At 31.8% G+C, this 17,858-nt stretch carries 16 protein-coding genes; 14 read left to right on the top strand and 2 right to left on the bottom strand.

The window, feature by feature from the left end:
- Positions 1-858: 858 nt before the first annotated feature.
- The gene (locus FOC48_RS08675; RefSeq protein ID WP_003147495.1) at positions 859-1,659 is read right to left on the bottom strand and encodes a DUF6612 family protein; all 801 of its coding nucleotides are present in this window, start codon (positions 1,657-1,659) and stop codon (positions 859-861) included.
- A 306-nt stretch (positions 1,660-1,965) separates the two neighbouring features.
- Here FOC48_RS08675 and FOC48_RS08680 point away from each other — a divergent pair, with 306 nt between their 5' ends.
- The 7 genes from FOC48_RS08680 to FOC48_RS10190 all read left to right on the top strand — a co-directional run bounded on the left by FOC48_RS08680 (position 1,966) and on the right by FOC48_RS10190 (position 7,343).
- Complete coding sequence (locus tag FOC48_RS08680; protein WP_003144244.1) at positions 1,966-2,298, top strand: PadR family transcriptional regulator; 333 nt, start codon at positions 1,966-1,968, stop codon at positions 2,296-2,298.
- Positions 2,291-2,806: a DUF2812 domain-containing protein gene (locus FOC48_RS08685; RefSeq protein ID WP_003147496.1), complete on the top strand. Its 516-nt coding sequence runs from the start codon at positions 2,291-2,293 to the stop codon at positions 2,804-2,806. The genes FOC48_RS08680 and FOC48_RS08685 overlap by 8 nt, the downstream gene beginning before the upstream one ends.
- A gap of 4 nt (positions 2,807-2,810) precedes the next feature.
- Complete coding sequence (locus FOC48_RS08690; RefSeq protein ID WP_003147497.1) at positions 2,811-3,353, top strand: DUF2812 domain-containing protein; 543 nt, start codon at positions 2,811-2,813, stop codon at positions 3,351-3,353.
- A gap of 45 nt (positions 3,354-3,398) precedes the next feature.
- Complete coding sequence (locus FOC48_RS08695) at positions 3,399-4,301, top strand: ABC transporter ATP-binding protein (protein ID WP_003147498.1); 903 nt, start codon at positions 3,399-3,401, stop codon at positions 4,299-4,301.
- Between the two features lie 2 nt (positions 4,302-4,303).
- On the top strand, positions 4,304-5,503 hold the full coding sequence (locus tag FOC48_RS08700) for an ABC transporter permease (RefSeq protein ID WP_003147500.1): 1,200 nt from the start codon (positions 4,304-4,306) through the stop codon (positions 5,501-5,503).
- A 111-nt stretch (positions 5,504-5,614) separates the two neighbouring features.
- Positions 5,615-6,928, top strand: a complete 1,314-nt coding sequence (locus tag FOC48_RS08705) for an APC family permease (RefSeq protein WP_003147501.1) — start codon at positions 5,615-5,617, stop codon at positions 6,926-6,928.
- A gap of 310 nt (positions 6,929-7,238) precedes the next feature.
- A complete protein-coding gene (locus tag FOC48_RS10190) occupies positions 7,239-7,343 on the top strand; it encodes a putative holin-like toxin (protein ID WP_331271069.1) in 105 nt (34 codons plus the stop codon).
- Between the two features lie 232 nt (positions 7,344-7,575).
- On the opposite strand, the gene trpB is transcribed toward FOC48_RS10190, so the two are convergent.
- Positions 7,576-8,784, bottom strand: coding sequence for a tryptophan synthase subunit beta (trpB, locus tag FOC48_RS08710; protein WP_003147503.1), 1,209 nt, complete (start codon positions 8,782-8,784; stop codon positions 7,576-7,578).
- Positions 8,785-9,420: 636 nt separating this feature from the next.
- Between trpB and nox the strand changes: the two genes are divergently transcribed.
- The 7 genes from nox to FOC48_RS08745 all read left to right on the top strand — a co-directional run bounded on the left by nox (position 9,421) and on the right by FOC48_RS08745 (position 17,608).
- Positions 9,421-10,803: a H2O-forming NADH oxidase gene (gene nox / locus FOC48_RS08715; protein WP_003147504.1), complete on the top strand. Its 1,383-nt coding sequence runs from the start codon at positions 9,421-9,423 to the stop codon at positions 10,801-10,803.
- Positions 10,804-11,170: 367 nt separating this feature from the next.
- A complete protein-coding gene (locus FOC48_RS08720; protein WP_003147505.1) occupies positions 11,171-11,986 on the top strand; it encodes an MBL fold metallo-hydrolase in 816 nt (271 codons plus the stop codon).
- A 334-nt stretch (positions 11,987-12,320) separates the two neighbouring features.
- Entirely contained in the window at positions 12,321-13,325 is a 1,005-nt protein-coding gene (locus tag FOC48_RS08725; protein WP_003147506.1) for an ABC transporter ATP-binding protein, read from the top strand.
- Positions 13,318-14,250, top strand: coding sequence for an ATP-binding cassette domain-containing protein (locus FOC48_RS08730; RefSeq protein ID WP_003147507.1), 933 nt, complete (start codon positions 13,318-13,320; stop codon positions 14,248-14,250). Before FOC48_RS08725 ends, FOC48_RS08730 begins: the two co-directional genes overlap by 8 nt.
- On the top strand, positions 14,250-15,215 hold the full coding sequence (opp4B, locus tag FOC48_RS08735; RefSeq protein WP_003147508.1) for an oligopeptide ABC transporter permease: 966 nt from the start codon (positions 14,250-14,252) through the stop codon (positions 15,213-15,215). Before FOC48_RS08730 ends, opp4B begins: the two co-directional genes overlap by 1 nt.
- Before the next feature lie 14 nt (positions 15,216-15,229).
- Positions 15,230-16,135 carry an ABC transporter permease gene (locus tag FOC48_RS08740; protein ID WP_003147509.1) on the top strand — a complete coding sequence of 302 codons (906 nt, stop codon included), beginning with the start codon at positions 15,230-15,232 and terminating at the stop codon, positions 16,133-16,135.
- 132 nt (positions 16,136-16,267) lie between these two features.
- The gene (locus FOC48_RS08745; RefSeq protein ID WP_003147511.1) at positions 16,268-17,608 is read left to right on the top strand and encodes an ISL3 family transposase; all 1,341 of its coding nucleotides are present in this window, start codon (positions 16,268-16,270) and stop codon (positions 17,606-17,608) included.
- Positions 17,609-17,858: the final 250 nt, after the last annotated feature.

Below are 17,858 nucleotides of genomic sequence, written 5' to 3' on the forward strand. Positions count from 1 at the left end.
CTCCTCTTAGTTTATGTTAATCTAAAAGAAAGTAATATGGGTCTAATAGAGAGAGGATAATGATTTTAAGGGTTCTTATATCTAATACTGCGTTTCTCAGCTGTTGCATACGCTATATCTAAATATTTCATCGTCTCTTCGTTCCTAGAAATATTAAGATCTACCCCAGCAGTGGCAACTAAAGTTTTTTACGTCATTCTTCCTTAAAAACTAAGTTGCTGTTGCATACGCTGTAGCTATGAGTTAATCGTTAGGTTTCTTGAATCTAAAAGATGAAAAGAAACCTTATCGAGTAACTTAGACAACAGCTACTCAAAATATAAGGAATGTAATGACGAAATATTTTGTTAGTAGCCACTGTAAATATTTCGTCGTCTCTTCGTTTCTAGAAATATTAAGATCTACCCCAGCAGTGGCAACTAAAGTTTTTTACGTCATTCTTCCTTAAAAACTAAGTTGCTGTTGCATACGCTGTACCTAAGTATCTTGTCGTCACTGTGTTCCTAAAGATACTAAGGTGCACCCCATTGTACATTATCTAACGAAACTCTCTGGTTCCGAAAAAGCATCCGCCGAATTTTCGATAACTTTTTTCCTCGTCAACTAAGCTCAATTTAACCTTTAGAACTTAGTTCGGGCGCTATAATTATAAATTCAAATTACCTCCTAGTTATTTAATCGTCCATATTATTATACTAGATGAGAAGAGCGTTGTAAACTGAAAGGATATATTTACATAAACTCAAATATTAAAATAAAGTGTCTGAAAATTTAACTCTAATTTTTAGAATGATAGAAAAATAAGGTTCACTAATAAAAAAACCTACTTACTTTTACAGTAAGTAGGTTTTAATGTTATTAACGTCGAGAATTAGTAGCTACTTCTTTAGCGTTTTTCACTTCATCAGGAAGTTTAATTTCTTTAACGTTATTTACGTTAGAATATTTGATGATTTGTTTGATTTTCATTGTAGTTGGGTTTGAAGTATCTTTAGTTGCAAGTTCCATTGTCACTTCGTTGTTAACAGGTACGAAATCTTTAGTAACTACAAGTTTAATTGAAACGTTTTTGAAATCAACATTGTTAAATGCACTAGCAGTCACTTCGCTTCCTGAAGAAGCGTTAGCAACAGCAACCATAAGGTCTTTGAATTGCTCTCCATTTCCTGTATATGTTAGAACATAGTTTCCATTTTCTTCAGTTTTCTTGAAATCTTTAGCGATTTTTTTGTAGAACTCTAAGATTTGATCTGAATTAGCAATCTTTTTAAGATTTTCAAATTGTGCAGTTATATTGTTGTTTGAACTTTTAACCCACTCGTTTTGTCCTGTTGATTTTGCATAAGCTGTTCCATCTTTAATGTACAATTCTAATGTTTGGCTTTGTCCTTGAGCTTTTACATCAGTAGTTGCTTTCATTGCAAGTGGGTCCATGATTAATGAACCAGATACAGTATTTTCAATTGTTTGGTTTTGTTCACCAACTAAAATTTCAGATTGGCTTGTAGCTTCGAAATCTGTACTCTTAATATTTTTAGATGATTCTACTGATTTATTGACGATTTGTTCTGCAGAAGTTCCCATGCCACAAGCAGCAAGAGTAACCGAAAGAATAACCGTTGCAATAAGCAATAGATATTTTTTTAGTGATTTTGTCATGTGTCTCTCCTTAACTTTAATTAAAATAGATTGTTGTACAAATCTAGTTTCATAAATTTATTTTTATAGCATTATTCTATCATATTATAGCCAATATTACTACATTAATAAGTTATATTTTTAAAATATCTGTAATAAATAATATAGGCAATAAATAAGGAGATTACTTTTATTTAATATTTTTTGTGAAAATAATAAAAAATCTATTGACTTATATCAATGATTGATATACAATTATATTGAAGATAGATATATCAATGATGGATATAAATACAGAATATCTCTAATTAATTTAGGAGGGATAAAATGGCAAAGTTAAGCCCTTATGAAACGGGTGAATTAACGGATAGTATATTTTTTACACTTCTAGTTTTGACAGAACCTATTCATGGTTATTTAATAATGCAAAAGGTGGCAGAAATTACCGATAATAATATTATTATCGGCCCTGCGACAATGTATACGACTTTAGGAAAAATGGTTTCTGTTGGCTGGATAGAAGATAAAGAGATTGATAATTCGAAAAAAGAATATCATATTACTCCAAAAGGTATGGAAGTTTTGGAGAAAAATTTAAAACTTCGACAGTTTTTATTGGATGTAGCTAAGAAGTTTATAGGTGGTGGAAGTGATGAGTAAATATAAGGTGATACATACATTCGCTTTAACAAATAAAAGATTCATGAGAAAGTTAGAAAGATATAGTGCTAGGGGCTGGCATTTTAAAAAGTTTCTAGTATTCTTCATTTTATTAGAAAAAGGAGAAAAAATTAACTATAAATATGAATTGGTATATGATAAAAAGTTCGATGCTGAACGAGAAGATTTTTATAAGTTTAACGGTTGGAAAGTAGTTAGAAATAGTTTTTTCTGGCAAATATTACGCGGAGAACCTACGGCAACTACACTATATACAGATAATTTGAGTGAAGAATACATGTGGCTATATAGAATAAGATTTAATGGGAAAATCATGTTAGGATGCTTTTTTCTAGCTTTGATTACACATTTAATAAATAAATTTTTAATGCCATCTGAAGTAATTGATTTTATTACAGGAATGTCTTTTGGCTTTGGTCTAGGACTAGGTGCTGTAAATATAGCGTTCTTTATAAAATATTTATTTTTGAAGAGAAGAAAGGATTGAATTTATGAAGTATAAATATGTTCCTGTATTTATAAGTTATGATAAAGTAGCGGATAAAATGAATCGCTTTGCTGCTAAGGGATATGAATACGATAAAGAGGTTATAGTGGCAATTAGAATGAAGAAAGTCTCAGAGACTAGCGACAAGCAATACAAATTTATCTTTGATAAACAGTTTACACCTGAGATAGAAGAGTATTATAAAGCAACTGGTTGGAAGCTTCATAAGTTTCAATTTTATGATTTGTTTAGGCTAGCTGAAGGGACTTCTAGTTCGTATCCAATATATACTGATACCGAGACGGAATTAGAGTTTGTTAAGTATAGATTGTTAAGATTTATAGTTTTGTTTGTTTTAACAAATATAATAGGGGTATTGTATTTTACTAATATTAAATGGGTAATTAATAGTGGAATACCTGATTTATTAGCCATGTTAATAGGTGGATTAATAGGTGGTATATTTGGTTACTGTATAGGAGGACTTGGAATGTTTGTGTCGAAATATTTCAAGTTGAAAAAAGAAATAAAAAATAATGATGAATAAAAAAGGGATATAACTTTTAAAAAGTTAGGAAATGAGGTAAGGGCTATGATTTTAGAATTTAAAAATGTAGAGAAAAGCTTTGGGAATAAGAAGGTTCTTAAAGGTGTTAGCTTCACAGCGAAAAGTGGGGTAGCTAACGGATATTTAGGACGAAATGGTAGTGGTAAAACTACAAGTTTTAGAATTTTGTTAGATATATTTAAACCTGACAAAGGGGAGATTTTACTAGATGGGAAACCTTTAGATCACAATAAGGTAAAAATTGGGTATCTACCAGAAGAACGCGGAATGTACGATGGAGTTGGATTAGTAGATCAGCTTACGTACTTCGGAATGCTAAAAGGTATGAAGAAGAAAGCAGCACAAACAGAAGCGAAAAAATGGTTAGAGTACTTCGAATTAGAAGATAACAAACAAGCATTAAAAACATTATCTAAAGGTAATGCACAAAAAATTCAAATTATTCAAAGTGTTATGAATGATCCGGATATTCTTGTTTTTGACGAACCATTCAGTGGACTTGATCCGGTGAACGTATCAAAGTTAAAAGAAATAATTACAGACTTTATCAAAAAAGATAAACTAGTTATTTTCTCATCTCACCAAATGCCAGTTGTAGAAACTTTTTGTGAAGACATTAATATACTAGAAAAAGGGGAAATTACTTTAAGTGGAAATCTAGATTATATTAAAAAACAACTTGGGCATGGAAAAATGATTTTGAGTGTTAGTAATTTAGAAAAAGAAGAATTGCTTGCTAATCTAAGATCTATACCATTAGGTATCGAATACTCATTAGTACCAGAGGGAGTGCTTCTTGATTTTAAAGAAGAGGGATCTAAAAAAGAACTATTAGCAAAACTTGCAGGAAGTAGCTTTAATATAGAAGAATTTAAACTTTATAAACCATCGTTAGAAGATATATTCAAAGAACAGGTAGGTAAGTAGTTATGAAGAATTTTAGTACAGTATTTAATTTCGAGTTAAAACAATTTTTCGCAAAGAAAGCGACAAAAGTTATTATGGCAATATACTTCGTTATCGCTATAGGTATAACATTTGTACCATCGATTGCGAACAGTAATCTTTTCAAAGGTGATAGCAATGATAATTTCAATCGTAGTGCTTATGTTGTAAAAGATGTAAGTATAAAATTAGACGATTTGAAAGAAGCTAAAAAATACGACAATAAAGAAGCTTTAGAAAAAGATATTAAAGATAATAAACTTGATGAAGGTATCGTCTTAACAAAAGATAGTTATGAGTATTTATCTAAACAATCTATCTTTAGTAAAGGTGGTAGTGAATTCAAAGAAGCTTTTGGAAAAAATGTAGAAAAATTAGTCTATAAACAAAACGGTTTAGATTATGATAAAGTAAACAATGTGAAATCACATCTTCCTCAACCTGTACCTGTAAATGTAAGTGGAGATTCTGATGCTCAAACTCAAGCGGTGAATGTAGTAGTAGTTTATGTTCTTACATTTATCGTCTATATGACAGTAATTCAATTCGGTAGTGTTGTTGCGACAAACGTTGTTAAAGAAAAAAGCAATAGAGCGATGGAACTGTTAGTAGTTACTGTAAGTCCAAGAACACTTATCGTAGGGAAAGTACTAGCTTTATCAGTTGCGGTACTTATTCAAATGGGGTTAATAATTGGTGGATTATTCGCAGGTCTAAAAATTAATGGTTCTAAATATAGTGATAATATTAAACATATTTTACAAAATGTAGACTTAAAAGTTCTTGGTGTGGGATTAGCGTTCGCCTTAACTGGATTTGTGATGTTTATGTTTATGTACGCTGCATTCGCTTCACTAGTTAGTAAGATTGAAGATGTCAATGGAGCGATAACTGTGCCGATGTTACTGTTTATGGGAGCATTCTTCGTAAACTACTATATTATGGGTTCAACAGGAGATACTAAACTTGCAGAGATTTTATCATATGTTCCATTCACATCATACTTTGTAATGTTTACACGTTATGCGATAAGTCATGTTTCTATACATGATTTAGCAGTATCTTATGGTATTCTAGTCGCAAGTACATTAATAGTAGCCCTTCTTAGTGTTAGAGTATATAGACTAGCAACATTAAGATATGGTCAAAAATTAAACTTCTTCAAATTATTATTTGGTAAATAGGAGAATATACTGAAGAAAAGATTCAAATGTTGAGTCTTTTCTTTTTTCTTTTTACCTAATAAAAAGGTATAATATAAAAATAGAAAATTATAAAATAAGGAGGTTACTCTTATGAGTGAGTTGAAAAGAACGATAGGTTTTATGCCTGCCTTTATGACGGTTATAGGCTCGGTAATAGGAGCAGGTGTGTTTTTTAAAGCAGCTGTTATTTATAAGACTACAGGGACGATGAGTCTAGGGTTACTAGCGTGGATCCTTGCTGGTATTATTACGATTTGTGCAGGTCTTACAGTTGCGGAACTTGCAGCGTCTATTCCTGAAGTTGGAGGGATGGTCGTTTGGATAGAAAGAACTTATGGGAAAACTGCTGCGTTCTTATTAGGATGGGCGCAGTCGGTAATTTATTTCCCTGCGATGATTGCAGCACTTGCGGTTATTTTCTCTACACAAGTTTTAAACTTATTAAATTTAGATAAAGCATGGCATTTACCTATAGCTTTTGCAGCAGCTGCATCATTAATGTTTTTAAACTTTTTAGGTGGGAAAATTGGAGGGGTAATTCAGACAGTAGCTACTATTTGTAAATTAATACCGTTAATAGTAATTATTGCATTTGGATTATTCCAAAGCGATTCACAGCCGCTACAATTATTCCCTGTAGAAGCGGGGAAAGATATTTCATTTGCTAGTGGATTAGGTGGGGCTTTACTTGCTGCGATGTTCGCATATGAAGGATGGACTAACGTAGGAAGTATGGCAGGAGAGATGAAAAATCCTAAAAAAGATTTACCAAGAGCAATCTTCTTAGGTTTAGCTGTTGTTATGGCGGTCTATGTACTAATAAATGTAGCTTATCTTATGACTTTACCTTTAGATCATGTTGCAGGTAATCAAACTGTGGCTAGTGAAGTAGCTGCGAAGTTATTTGGTGGTATTGGTGGTAAGATTATCACTATTGGAATATTAATCAGTGTATATGGAGCGATTAACGGATTCTCAATGGCTGGGATTCGAGTACCTTATGCAATGGCGAAAAGTGAACAGATTCCATTTAAAAATGTATGGACGAAGTTAAACAAAGGTGCTGTGCCGGTGAATGCAGGATTATTACTTTTAGTAATAGCATTTTTAATGATGCTGACTGGTAGTTTTGATATGTTAACTGATTTATTAGTATTCGTAATGTGGTTCTTCTACACTGCAACATTCCTTGCGGTAATTATACTACGTAAAAAAGAACCAAAATTAGAAAGACCATATAGAGTACCTTTATACCCAATAGTTCCTATAATAGCTATTCTTGGTGGGGTGTATACTTTAGTAAGTACTTTAATCTCACAAACATCATTAGCTATGGGAGGAATAGCCCTAACATTAATAGGATTATTATTCTATACAGAATTACATAAGAAATTCAAAAAATAATAAAAAAAACATCGCATATTAGAGAACCTAGTATGCGATGTTTTGGAGTTATTTGTTTCTATTTTATGAATTTATTTTTTCAGAATATGTTTAATTTACGAATGAAATTTACTATTATTAACAAGTTGAAAACATTGATATAGCAACTCTCATAAATAGTTGATTATATATATTTAATTTGATATAATCAAAATCGGAGAGAGAAGTTAGGGAGCATTATAGTTTCCGATGAAGATGGTGGCTACTTCAATTTGAAAGGGGATGGTGCTATGTCCGCATACACTAAAATCTTGAAGAAAGGAGTAGCAAGTTGTCACCTTACGAAATAGTACAAACTATTATTGGTATAAATCTATTGATTGCAACAATAGTTGGAGTGTGCTTAACAGCGTTCAAAAATGACAATAAAAAATAACCATCTTTAACTTTAGCCGGTTAGATGGTTATTATTATAACTAACTAATTGAGCCACCGTCTTTAAAACGGCTCTCTCTTTTATGATTTTATTCTAACATAAATATCTAATAAGTTCAATGAATAAATAAGGTCATAGTTAAATTTATTGAAATTTGCTGAAATTAGTAATACTACTAAAGTAAATAATATAACATCGCATATTAGAGAACCTAGTATGCGATGTTTTGTTGTTATTTATTTCTATTTTCTAAGTAGTCTGCAATTGCGGCTACGTCTTTGTCTCCACGTCCAGATACGTTAACGATAATTATTTTATCTTTATCTAGTTTTGGAGCACGTTTGATTACTTCTGCAAGTGCGTGTGAACTTTCGATCGCTGGGATAATTCCTTCTGTTCTAGTTAATAGAAGTAAGGCATCGACAGCTTCATCGTCAGTTGCACTTACGTATTCAGCACGTTTTGCATCTTTTAGGAATGAGTGTTCAGGTCCGATACCTGGGTAGTCTAATCCTGGAGAGATTGAGTAAACAGGTTTTACTGAACCATCTTCGTTGAATAGTGCGTAAGTTTTCATACCATCAACAACTCCAACAGTTCCTAAAGTAAGTGTTGCTGCATGACGATCTGTATCAAGACCACGACCAGCAGCTTCAACTCCTAGTAATGCTACTTCTTCGTGAGGGATGAACTCAGCAAAAGCTCCGATTGCGTTAGATCCACCACCTACACAAGCTACTACTAAGTCAGGTAGACGTCCTTCTTTTTCTAGGATTTGACGTTTTGCTTCTTTACTGATAACTTTTTGGAAGTCTTTTACGATAGTTGGGTATGGGTGAGGTCCAACTGCTGATCCTAGTACGTAGAAAGTATCGTCGATATTTTCAATCCATGCTTTGAATGCAGCGTCAACAGCTTCTTTAAGAGTTTTTTCTCCTTCTTGAGCTGCGTGAACTTTTGCCCCTAGCATTTCCATTCTAAATACGTTTAGTCTTTGTCTTTCTACATCAAGAGCTCCCATGTAGATTTCACATTCCATACCGAATTTCGCAGCGGCAGCGGCAGTAGCTACACCGTGTTGACCTGCTCCTGTTTCAGCGATAACTTTCTTTTTACCCATACGTTTTGCAAGTAAAATTTGTCCGATAACGTTGTTAAGTTTGTGTGCCCCAAGGTGGTTTAAATCTTCACGTTTAAGGTAAATTTTTGCTCCACCAAGGTGGTTTGTTAAACTCTCAGCGTAGTATAGTGGAGTTTCACGTCCTGAGTAATCTTTTAAGTAGTGAGCGTATTCTGCTAAAAACTCTTCATCATCTTTATATTTGTCATAAGCTGCTTCTAGTTCATCTAGAGCTTTTTGTACAACTTCAGGTACGAAGCTTCCTCCAAATTCTCCAAAGTATCCTTTTAAGTTGTTTAAGTTATTTTCTAAGTTTGTCATAATTGTTTATTTCCTTTCGAATTGCCTATAAGATTTATTTAAATTTTTTATTTTACCCCAAAAAGAAAAGACCGTATAGAATTCTATACGGCCCTTTTGCGAAATTTAAAACGATTTTTCTACAGCCGACATAGACACTTTTTAGAGTACACTAAAGTTGTGTCTACGTCATAAAAACATACACACAACATTATCTACGCCAGTTTTGCCAAGATTTTAAAGTTGTTGTTTGTTTCATTTGTAGTTCCTCCTTTTCGTTTTTGTTGTTTTTATTATACACATGATTATCAGGAAAATCAATAATTATTTTAAAAATTTTCTGAAAATTATTAGAAAATCTTCTTGGGATAATGATAATTCTATAATAGGGTGTAGTATCTTGAATGAAATCTATATTATTGTAACAGATGTTTCAGTAAGTGTAATACAATATATATTTCAAAAAGATTTGTCTAAGAAATAGCGTTTTTATTATTTTTTTTATTAAAACAGCGATATTGTAATTTTTAAAACAGATTAAATAAGTTAAATTTATTACTATTTTAATGGTATATTTATTGATATTTCTTATTATTTATTATAAAATATCGATAGTGATAATTATTATCACAAAATAAAGAAAAGAGGTATGAATAAATGAGTAAAATTGTAGTAGTCGGAGCAAACCATGCAGGGACAGCATGTGTTAATAAAATTTTAGCAACATATGGTGATAAAAATGAAGTGGTAGTTTTTGACCAAAACTCAAATATTTCATTTTTAGGATGTGGAATGGCTTTATGGATTGGAAAGCAAATTTCAGGTCCAGAAGGATTGTTTTATGCTAGTAAAGAGTCTTTAGAAGAAGCAGGAGCCAAAGTATATATGAATTCTCCTGTTGAGTCTGTTGACTATGATAAAAAAGAAGTACACGTACTATTAGATGGAAAAACAAAACACGTTGAAGGTTATGATAAACTAATATTTGCGACTGGATCGACACCTATCTTACCTCCAATTAAAGGAGCAGAAATTGTGCCAGGGAACAGAGAGTTTAAAGCTACATTAGAGAATTTACAATTTGTTAAGTTATACCAAAACTCTGAAGAGGTAATTAATAAACTTAATGCTAATCCAGATATTAAACGTGTAGCAGTGGTAGGTGCAGGATATATTGGTGTAGAACTTGCAGAAGCATTTGAACGTTTAGGAAAAGAAGTAACTGTAGTAGATATAGTAGATACATGTCTTGCTGGATATTATGACCCTGAATTTTCTAATTTAATGAAGAAAAATCTAGAAGATCATGGTATTAAATTAGCGTTTGGACAAAAAGTAGAAGCTATTGAAGGTGATGGAAAAGTTGAAAGATTAATTACTGATAAGGAAACATTTGATGTAGATATGGTTGTATTAGCTGTAGGTTTCCGTCCAAATACTGCATTAGGTGATGGCAAAATTGAATTATTCCGTAATGGAGCATTCTTAGTTAATAAAAAACAAGAAACAAGCATAAAAGACGTATATGCTATTGGAGATTGTGCAACTGTATATGACAATGCAGTTGGTGATACAAACTACATTGCCTTAGCATCTAACGCAGTTCGTACTGGATTAGTTGCAGCTCTAAATGCTGGAGGTGATGGAGATGTAGTCGAATCAGCAGGTGTTCAAGGTTCGAATGGTATTTGTATCTATGACCTGAAAATGGTATCTACTGGTTTAACATTAGAAAAAGCAAAACGATTTGGTTATAATGCAGCTGTGACAGAATATACAGACTTACAAAAACCAGAATTTATAGAACATGATAACCATGAAGTAAAAATCAAAATAGTATATGATAAAGATAGTCGTGTAATTTTAGGGGCCCAAATTGCATCTAAAGAAGATATTTCAATGGGAATTCATTTATTCTCATTAGCCATCCAGGAGAAAGTAACTATTGAAAAACTTGCTCTTACAGATATTTTCTTCTTACCGCATTTTAACAAGCCGTATAACTATATAACTATGGCTGCTTTATCAGCAAAAGAATAGTAGATAAAAATTTTTAAAAAATAGTACCGTCTTAGAATTCTAAATTATAAAAAATTTATATAGGAATTCATAGATGTTGTGGTTTGTTGATATTTAAATTCGTTTTATAAAAACTGTATAGATATTTAATAAACTTTGAAGGGAGTAACTCGATAAAATCGATTTCTTTGAAATCGTAATTTTCGAGTTACTCCCATTTTTTTGATAGTAGGGATGATTTTCTCCATGAACTAGAGTCTTTATAGAAAAAAATATATATAGTAATTATAGAAAGTAAACTTTATATATGCTAAAGTATTTTTATCTTAAAAATTTTTTAAAAAAGTGATATAATGTAGCAGTACATAGTTAGATATGGAGGTGCAACTTGAAATTATCGGTATTAGCCAGCAGTAGTAGTGGAAATAGTATCTATATAGAGCATAATAATTTTAAATGTTTAGTAGATGCAGGACTGACTGGGAAAAAAGTAGTAGAGAACTTGGCGCAAATAGAGCGTGATATTAAAGATATCAATGCAATTTTTGTAACACATGAACATATTGACCATATAAAAGGAGTAGGAGTACTCGCAAGGAAGTATAATATTCCAGTTTATGCTAATAAACTTACTTGGCAAAACATGACTAAATGTGGTGAAATCAGCTCAGATCTTAAGTTTCATTTTGAAAAAGAAGAAAGCAAGATCTTTGATGATGTAGTTGTTAATAGTTTTGGAGTTAGTCATGATGCGATTAATCCACAGTTTTATACATTTGAATGTGAAGGAAAAAGGGTGAGTATTCTTACAGATACGGGTTATGTATCTGATAAGATGATAGATTATGTGAAAGATTCACATACTATTGTCTATGAGAGCAATCATGAAGAGAATGTTCTGCTTAGTGGGCCTTATCCATGGACGACTAAACAGCGTATATTATCAGACATGGGTCACTTATCAAATACAGATTCTGCTAATTATTTAACAAAAATAGTAGGAGATAGCACAAAAAATGTCTTTTTAGCCCACTTAAGTGAGCAAAATAATACGAAAGAACTTGCTCGTATGGCAGCTGACATGACTCTTAAAAATAAGGATATAGATTGTGTTCTAGAAGCTGATAAAACTATTGATTGTAATGATAAAATAATTATTATGGATACTGATCCAGTAGTTCCGACTAAGATAATAGAAATATAAAAATTAGTAAAAAAGCGACTTGATAAAATATTTTTTAGAAAATAAGATTTTGAGTCGTTTTTTTCGATATATTCAGAGGAAATTTTAGTAGTTTTATAGAGTGTTTTGATAAATATTCAGAAAATTCTAGATTTTTCTCTCTGAATTTTACTTTTTTATTGCTTTTTTTCTAAAAATTTTATAATATAGTATTATGCTGTTTTTATTTAAGGTTATGATTTATAAAAAAATCTGATTAGAAATAAAACAATATTAATTGAAAATGCAAAAGGAAATAAAGTTTAAATTTGTATTTATTATTGAAGTAAGTTATTTTTTGGAAGGAGATAGGTAAATGGAGAAACTATTAGAGATTAAAAATCTAGAAACAGCTTTTAGAATTAAAGACGATTACTTTAATGCTGTTGATAAAGTTAGTTTAGACCTATATAAAAACGAAGTATTAGCTATCGTTGGGGAGAGTGGTTGTGGTAAGTCGACATTAGCGACTACTATTATGCGTCTTCATAATGAAAATCTTACTAAGTCAACTGGAGAAATTATTTTTAATGGGAAAAATATTCTTGACTTAACAGAAGATGAGATGAATAAAATTAGAACAAAAGATATTGGAATGATTTTCCAAGATCCACTTTCTTCGTTAAACCCATTACACAGAATTGGAAAACAAATAGAAGAAGCCTTAATTTATCACACAGAATTAAGTGCAGAAGAAAGACAAAAGAGAGTTATCGAGTTATTAACACAAGTTGGTATCCCTAATCCTGAGCGTTGTGCAAAACAGTATCCACATGAGTTATCAGGAGGTATGCGTCAACGTGTTATGATAGCTATGGCGATGAGTTGTAAACCAAGTGTTCTTATCGCAGACGAACCTACAACAGCTCTAGACGTTACAATTCAAGCGCAAATATTAGACCTTATTAAAGGACTTCAAGCAGAGATGCATGCAGGAATTATCTTAATTACTCATGACCTTGGTGTAGTTGCTGAGATGGCTGATAGAGTAGCTGTACTGTATGCTGGAGAAGTAGTAGAAATTGGAACTGCAGAACAAATCTTCAAAAATCCAAAACACCCGTACACTCGTAGTTTATTACGTAGTATTCCTCAACTTGATGATGAAGATGCTAGTGATGACCTTTACGTTATTCAAGGGATGGTACCTTCTCTAAAAACATTAGACAGACAAGGGTGTCGTTTTGCTGATCGTATATCTTGGCTAAAAGATGAAGAACACGAACACAATCCAACTTTACATGAAGTAGAAGAAGGACATCATGTACGTTGTACATGCTATAAAAACTTTGAATTTGAAGGGGAGGAGAACAATGCTTAAAGTAGAAAATCTAAAAGTACATTATCCCATTCGCGGTGGATTTTTCAATACAATTAAAGATCATGTCTATGCAGTAGATGGGGTTGATATTGAAATCGAAGCAGGGAAAACTTATGGACTAATCGGTGAAAGTGGTAGTGGAAAAACTACTGTAGGTAAAGTAGTCTTAGGTTTAGAAAAAGCAACTGATGGACAAATTATTTACAAAGACGAAGATGTTACTAAAAAAGCAGCTCGTAAAAAACTAAAATATAATCGTGATGTTCAAATGATTTTCCAAGATGCAATGTCTAGTTTAAATCCTAAAAAACGTATTATAGATATTATTTCAGAACCTATTAGTAATTTTGAAAACTTATCTGAAGAAGATACTAGAAAGCGCGTATTAGAGCTTCTTAATATCGTAGGTATGGGTGAAGAAGCTATGTATAAATATCCATTTGAATTCTCAGGTGGACAACGTCAACGTATTGGTGTTGCACGTGCAATCGCGTGTAATCCACGTTTAATCGTAGCCGATGAGCCGGTATCTGCCCTTGACCTTTCAGTTCAAGCTCAGGTATTAAACTTTATGAAAAAAATCCAAAGAGATTTTAATATAAGTTATTTATTTATCTCTCATGACCTTGGTGTTGTTAAGCACATGTGTGATTATATTTATATCATGTATCGTGGTCGTATCGTAGAACGTGGAACTCGTGAAGATATTTACAATAATCCACAACACATTTATACAAAACGTCTTATTGCGGCTATTCCAAGTACTAACTTAGATAAAGCTAAAGAAGTAAAAGAAGTTAGACAAGCTGTTGAAGAAGAGTATCAAAAACATTATAATGATTATTTCGATAAAGATGGAAGAGTGTATCCACTTAAAAAATTAACAGATACACACTATGTAGCTATGAAAGGAGGAGAAGTATAATGTGGAAAGTAGTTTTAAAACGTTTTTTAGTAATGATACCACAACTATTCATCCTTAGTATACTAGTGTTTGGTCTAGCTAAACTTATGCCTGGGGATCCATTTAGTGGTTTAGCAGAAAATCCAAAAATATCTCAAGAACAAATTGAGGCGATTCGTCAAGCGAGTGGGTTCTATGAACCTTGGTATCAACAATACCTAACTTGGTTAAAAAACTTCATGCATGGTGATTTCGGATTAAGTTATACTACTGGTAAATCAGTAGGGACACTTTTAGGAGAAAGAATTTTCAATACATTCAACCTGTCATTATTTACTGCGGTAATTATGTATGCAATTGCTATCCCTATGGGGATGTATTCAGGTCGTTATAATGGTTCTAAATTCGATAAATTCGTAAACTTTTATAACTTCTTCTTCCTAGCGATTCCATCATTCGTATTATACTTATTCATGATTGCATTATTTGGTTTCGGTTTAGGATGGTTCCCAACAAGTGGATCTGTAGATGTTAACCTTGATCCAGGAACATTCACATACTATATTAATAAACTGCAACACTTAATCTTACCTGGTATCTGTTTAGCGTTATTATCAACAGTATCAACTGTTCAATATTTACGTAATGAAGTTATCGACGCGAAACAAAGTGATTATGTTAAAACAGCACGTGCTAAAGGTGTGCCAGTAAAAAAAGTTTATTCAGGACACATTTTTAGAAACTCTATCTTACCAATCGCAGCATTCTTCGGATTCTCTATTACTGGATTATTCAGTGGTGGTATCTTCGTAGAAACAATCTTTGGTTACCCTGGAATGGGACAATTATTCTATCAAAGTATTCAAGATAGAGACTACAGTGTTGTTACAACATTAATGTTATTCTCAGGATTCTTAACATTGCTTGGTAGTACTTTAAGTGATATTATCATGGCAATTGTTGACCCACGTATTAAATTAGACTAGGAGGAAGTTGAACAATGACAAAAGCAAAAGAAGAAAAAGTTATAACTAAAACTCCTTCTGGGTTTTCAGTTGTGGCTCGTGAATTTAAAAAGGATAAAGGTGCTTTTGCAGCTTTAATCACATTAAGTGCAATTTTAATTTTTGTAGTACTTTTCAATATTTACATTCGTGTGAGTGGAGTATATAGTACTTACTTTGATGTAGATTTATTAAATATTTTCTTAAAACCTGGTGAGGATGGATTCTTATTAGGTACAGACGTAGGTGGTCACTCAGTTTTTGGATGGCTAATGATGGGGATGCTTAACTCAATTCTTATCGCGGTTGCGGTAACAGCATTAACAATTGGGTTTGGTACAGCAGTAGGGTTAGTTATTGCATATTACGGAGGACGTGTTGATAATATTGTGATGCGTTTCGTAGACTTTATGGTAATTATCCCAACTCTTATGGTAATCATCGTATTCGTAAGTATTAAACGTGATTACGGACTTGTACTATTCATTCTGATTTTATCAGCGTTCGCATGGATGGGATCAACTCGTCTAGTACGTAGTAAAGCATTATCAGAATCACGTCGTGATTATGTTCTTGCTTCAAAAACTATGGGAACACCAGATTGGAAAATCATGTTACAAGGAATTTTACCAAATATCAGTTCTATCATTATCGTAGAAGCTACATTATCATTAGCTGCTAATATGGGTATCGAGGTAGGTCTGACATATCTTGGATTCGGTCTTCCAGCAGGAACACCAAGTATAGGTACAATGTTATCTTATGCAAAAGATGCAGACGTTCTTATTAACAAAATGTACATTTGGTTACCAGCAGCCCTTGCAATCTTAATCATCGTTTTATGTATCAACTCTATTGGTGGTGCATTAAGACGTAGTTTAGATGCTAGACAAAGATTATAATTTAGAGGTTGTATACTAAATCCGGGGCATGGAAAAATTCCAGCCCCGGATTTCAATTTTTATATACAAAAAGACAAATATCCAATATAATTAAGGTGTACAAAAATAATTAACTAAGAAAGGATATTTGTCATGTCTAATTTTATCACAAATTTACTATTAATAAAAGACCAAAATATAACTATGGATGATAAACTTGATTTAATTAATGTAGACGGTCAAGATACATTCGTATTTCATGGGACTTTATCATACAATCCAAAGTGTTGTACAAACTGTGGTTGTATAAAAGAAGGAAATAATATAGTTAAAAATGGATTCACAGATCCATTAAAAGTAGCTTTATTAAAGATGTCAGAATGCCCTACATATCTACGATTAAAGAAACAACGCTTTAAATGTAAAGAATGTAATTCTAAGTTTTGTGCTGAAACATCATTTGTACAAAAACACTGCAGTATATCTAAAAATCTTATATTCTACATTATGAAGAATCTTTCTAAGACAATATCATTTAAAGATATAGCTGAATTAAGTAATGTATCAGTATCTACAGTAGTAAGAGTAATGAAATCATGTAGAGAAGCCGTAGAAGTTAAGACTCATTCAACCCTACCAGAACACCTATGTTTTGATGAGATAAAGTCAACTAAAGACAGTAAAAATGGAATGAGCTTCGTATTCTTAGATGCTAAAACACATGATTTTATAGATATTGTAGATGGAAGAACTCAACATATATTAAAACAATACTTTATGAGATATCCAAGGAAAGTAAGAAAGAAAGTAAAAACAATCTGTATAGATATTTATCCTCCTTATATGAATATGATTAGAGAGATGTTCCCTAACGCTAAAATAATTATAGATAGATTCCATATGGTACAAAATATTAATAGAGAATTAAATAAAGCTAGAATAAAACTAATGAACCAATATAAGAATAAAAAAGGCTCTATTTACACTGTTTTAAAGAATTTTTGGAAAGTAATATTAGAAGATAGAGATAAAGTAAATTCAACAAAATCATTCTATTCTAGAAGCTTTAAACGCTATGTAACTAGAAAAGAAGTATTAGATTATATATTAGCTATAGATGATGAATTTACAGCTAGCTATGGGAGAGTGCATGAGATAAGAGAAGCTATTAAGGCTAAAGATTCTGTGGAATTAGAGAAGTATATAGATATGGATACTAGAGGATTATCTAAAGGTGTATCTAAAGCTATAAATACTATGAACAAGCACAAAGAGTATATGCTTAATGCTGTTAAATATAAGTATTCTAATGGTCCATTAGAAGGATTTAATAATAAAATAAAACTACTAAAGAAGGTATCATACGGATACTCTAGCTTTAGTAATTTCAGATTACGCATTTTAATTATGTCTAGATTATTTGTTTCTGAGTACAAAAATAATGTCAAACTTAAAGAAAACAAGAAAAAATCTAAGCAGCAAAATGCTGCCTAGATTTCATTTCCTATTTTTCTCCATGCCCCGAATTTGACAAAGAGCCAATTTAGAAAGTCATGTAGAAAGATTTCTACATGGCTTTTTTATTTTTTCTAATGAATTCTAGATTGGTATTTAGTTTGAAATAAATTATATAAATCTAATGGTATTCGTAATGAGTGTTATCGATAGATAATTAATATTTATATCCATTTCAGCGAAAATTAAAAAAATAGTGTAAAATTTTCTGACAATTACTTGACTACTA

The organism is Gemella haemolysans (genome assembly GCF_012273215.1).
Taxonomy (GTDB): Bacteria; Bacillota; Bacilli; order Staphylococcales; family Gemellaceae; genus Gemella; species Gemella haemolysans_A.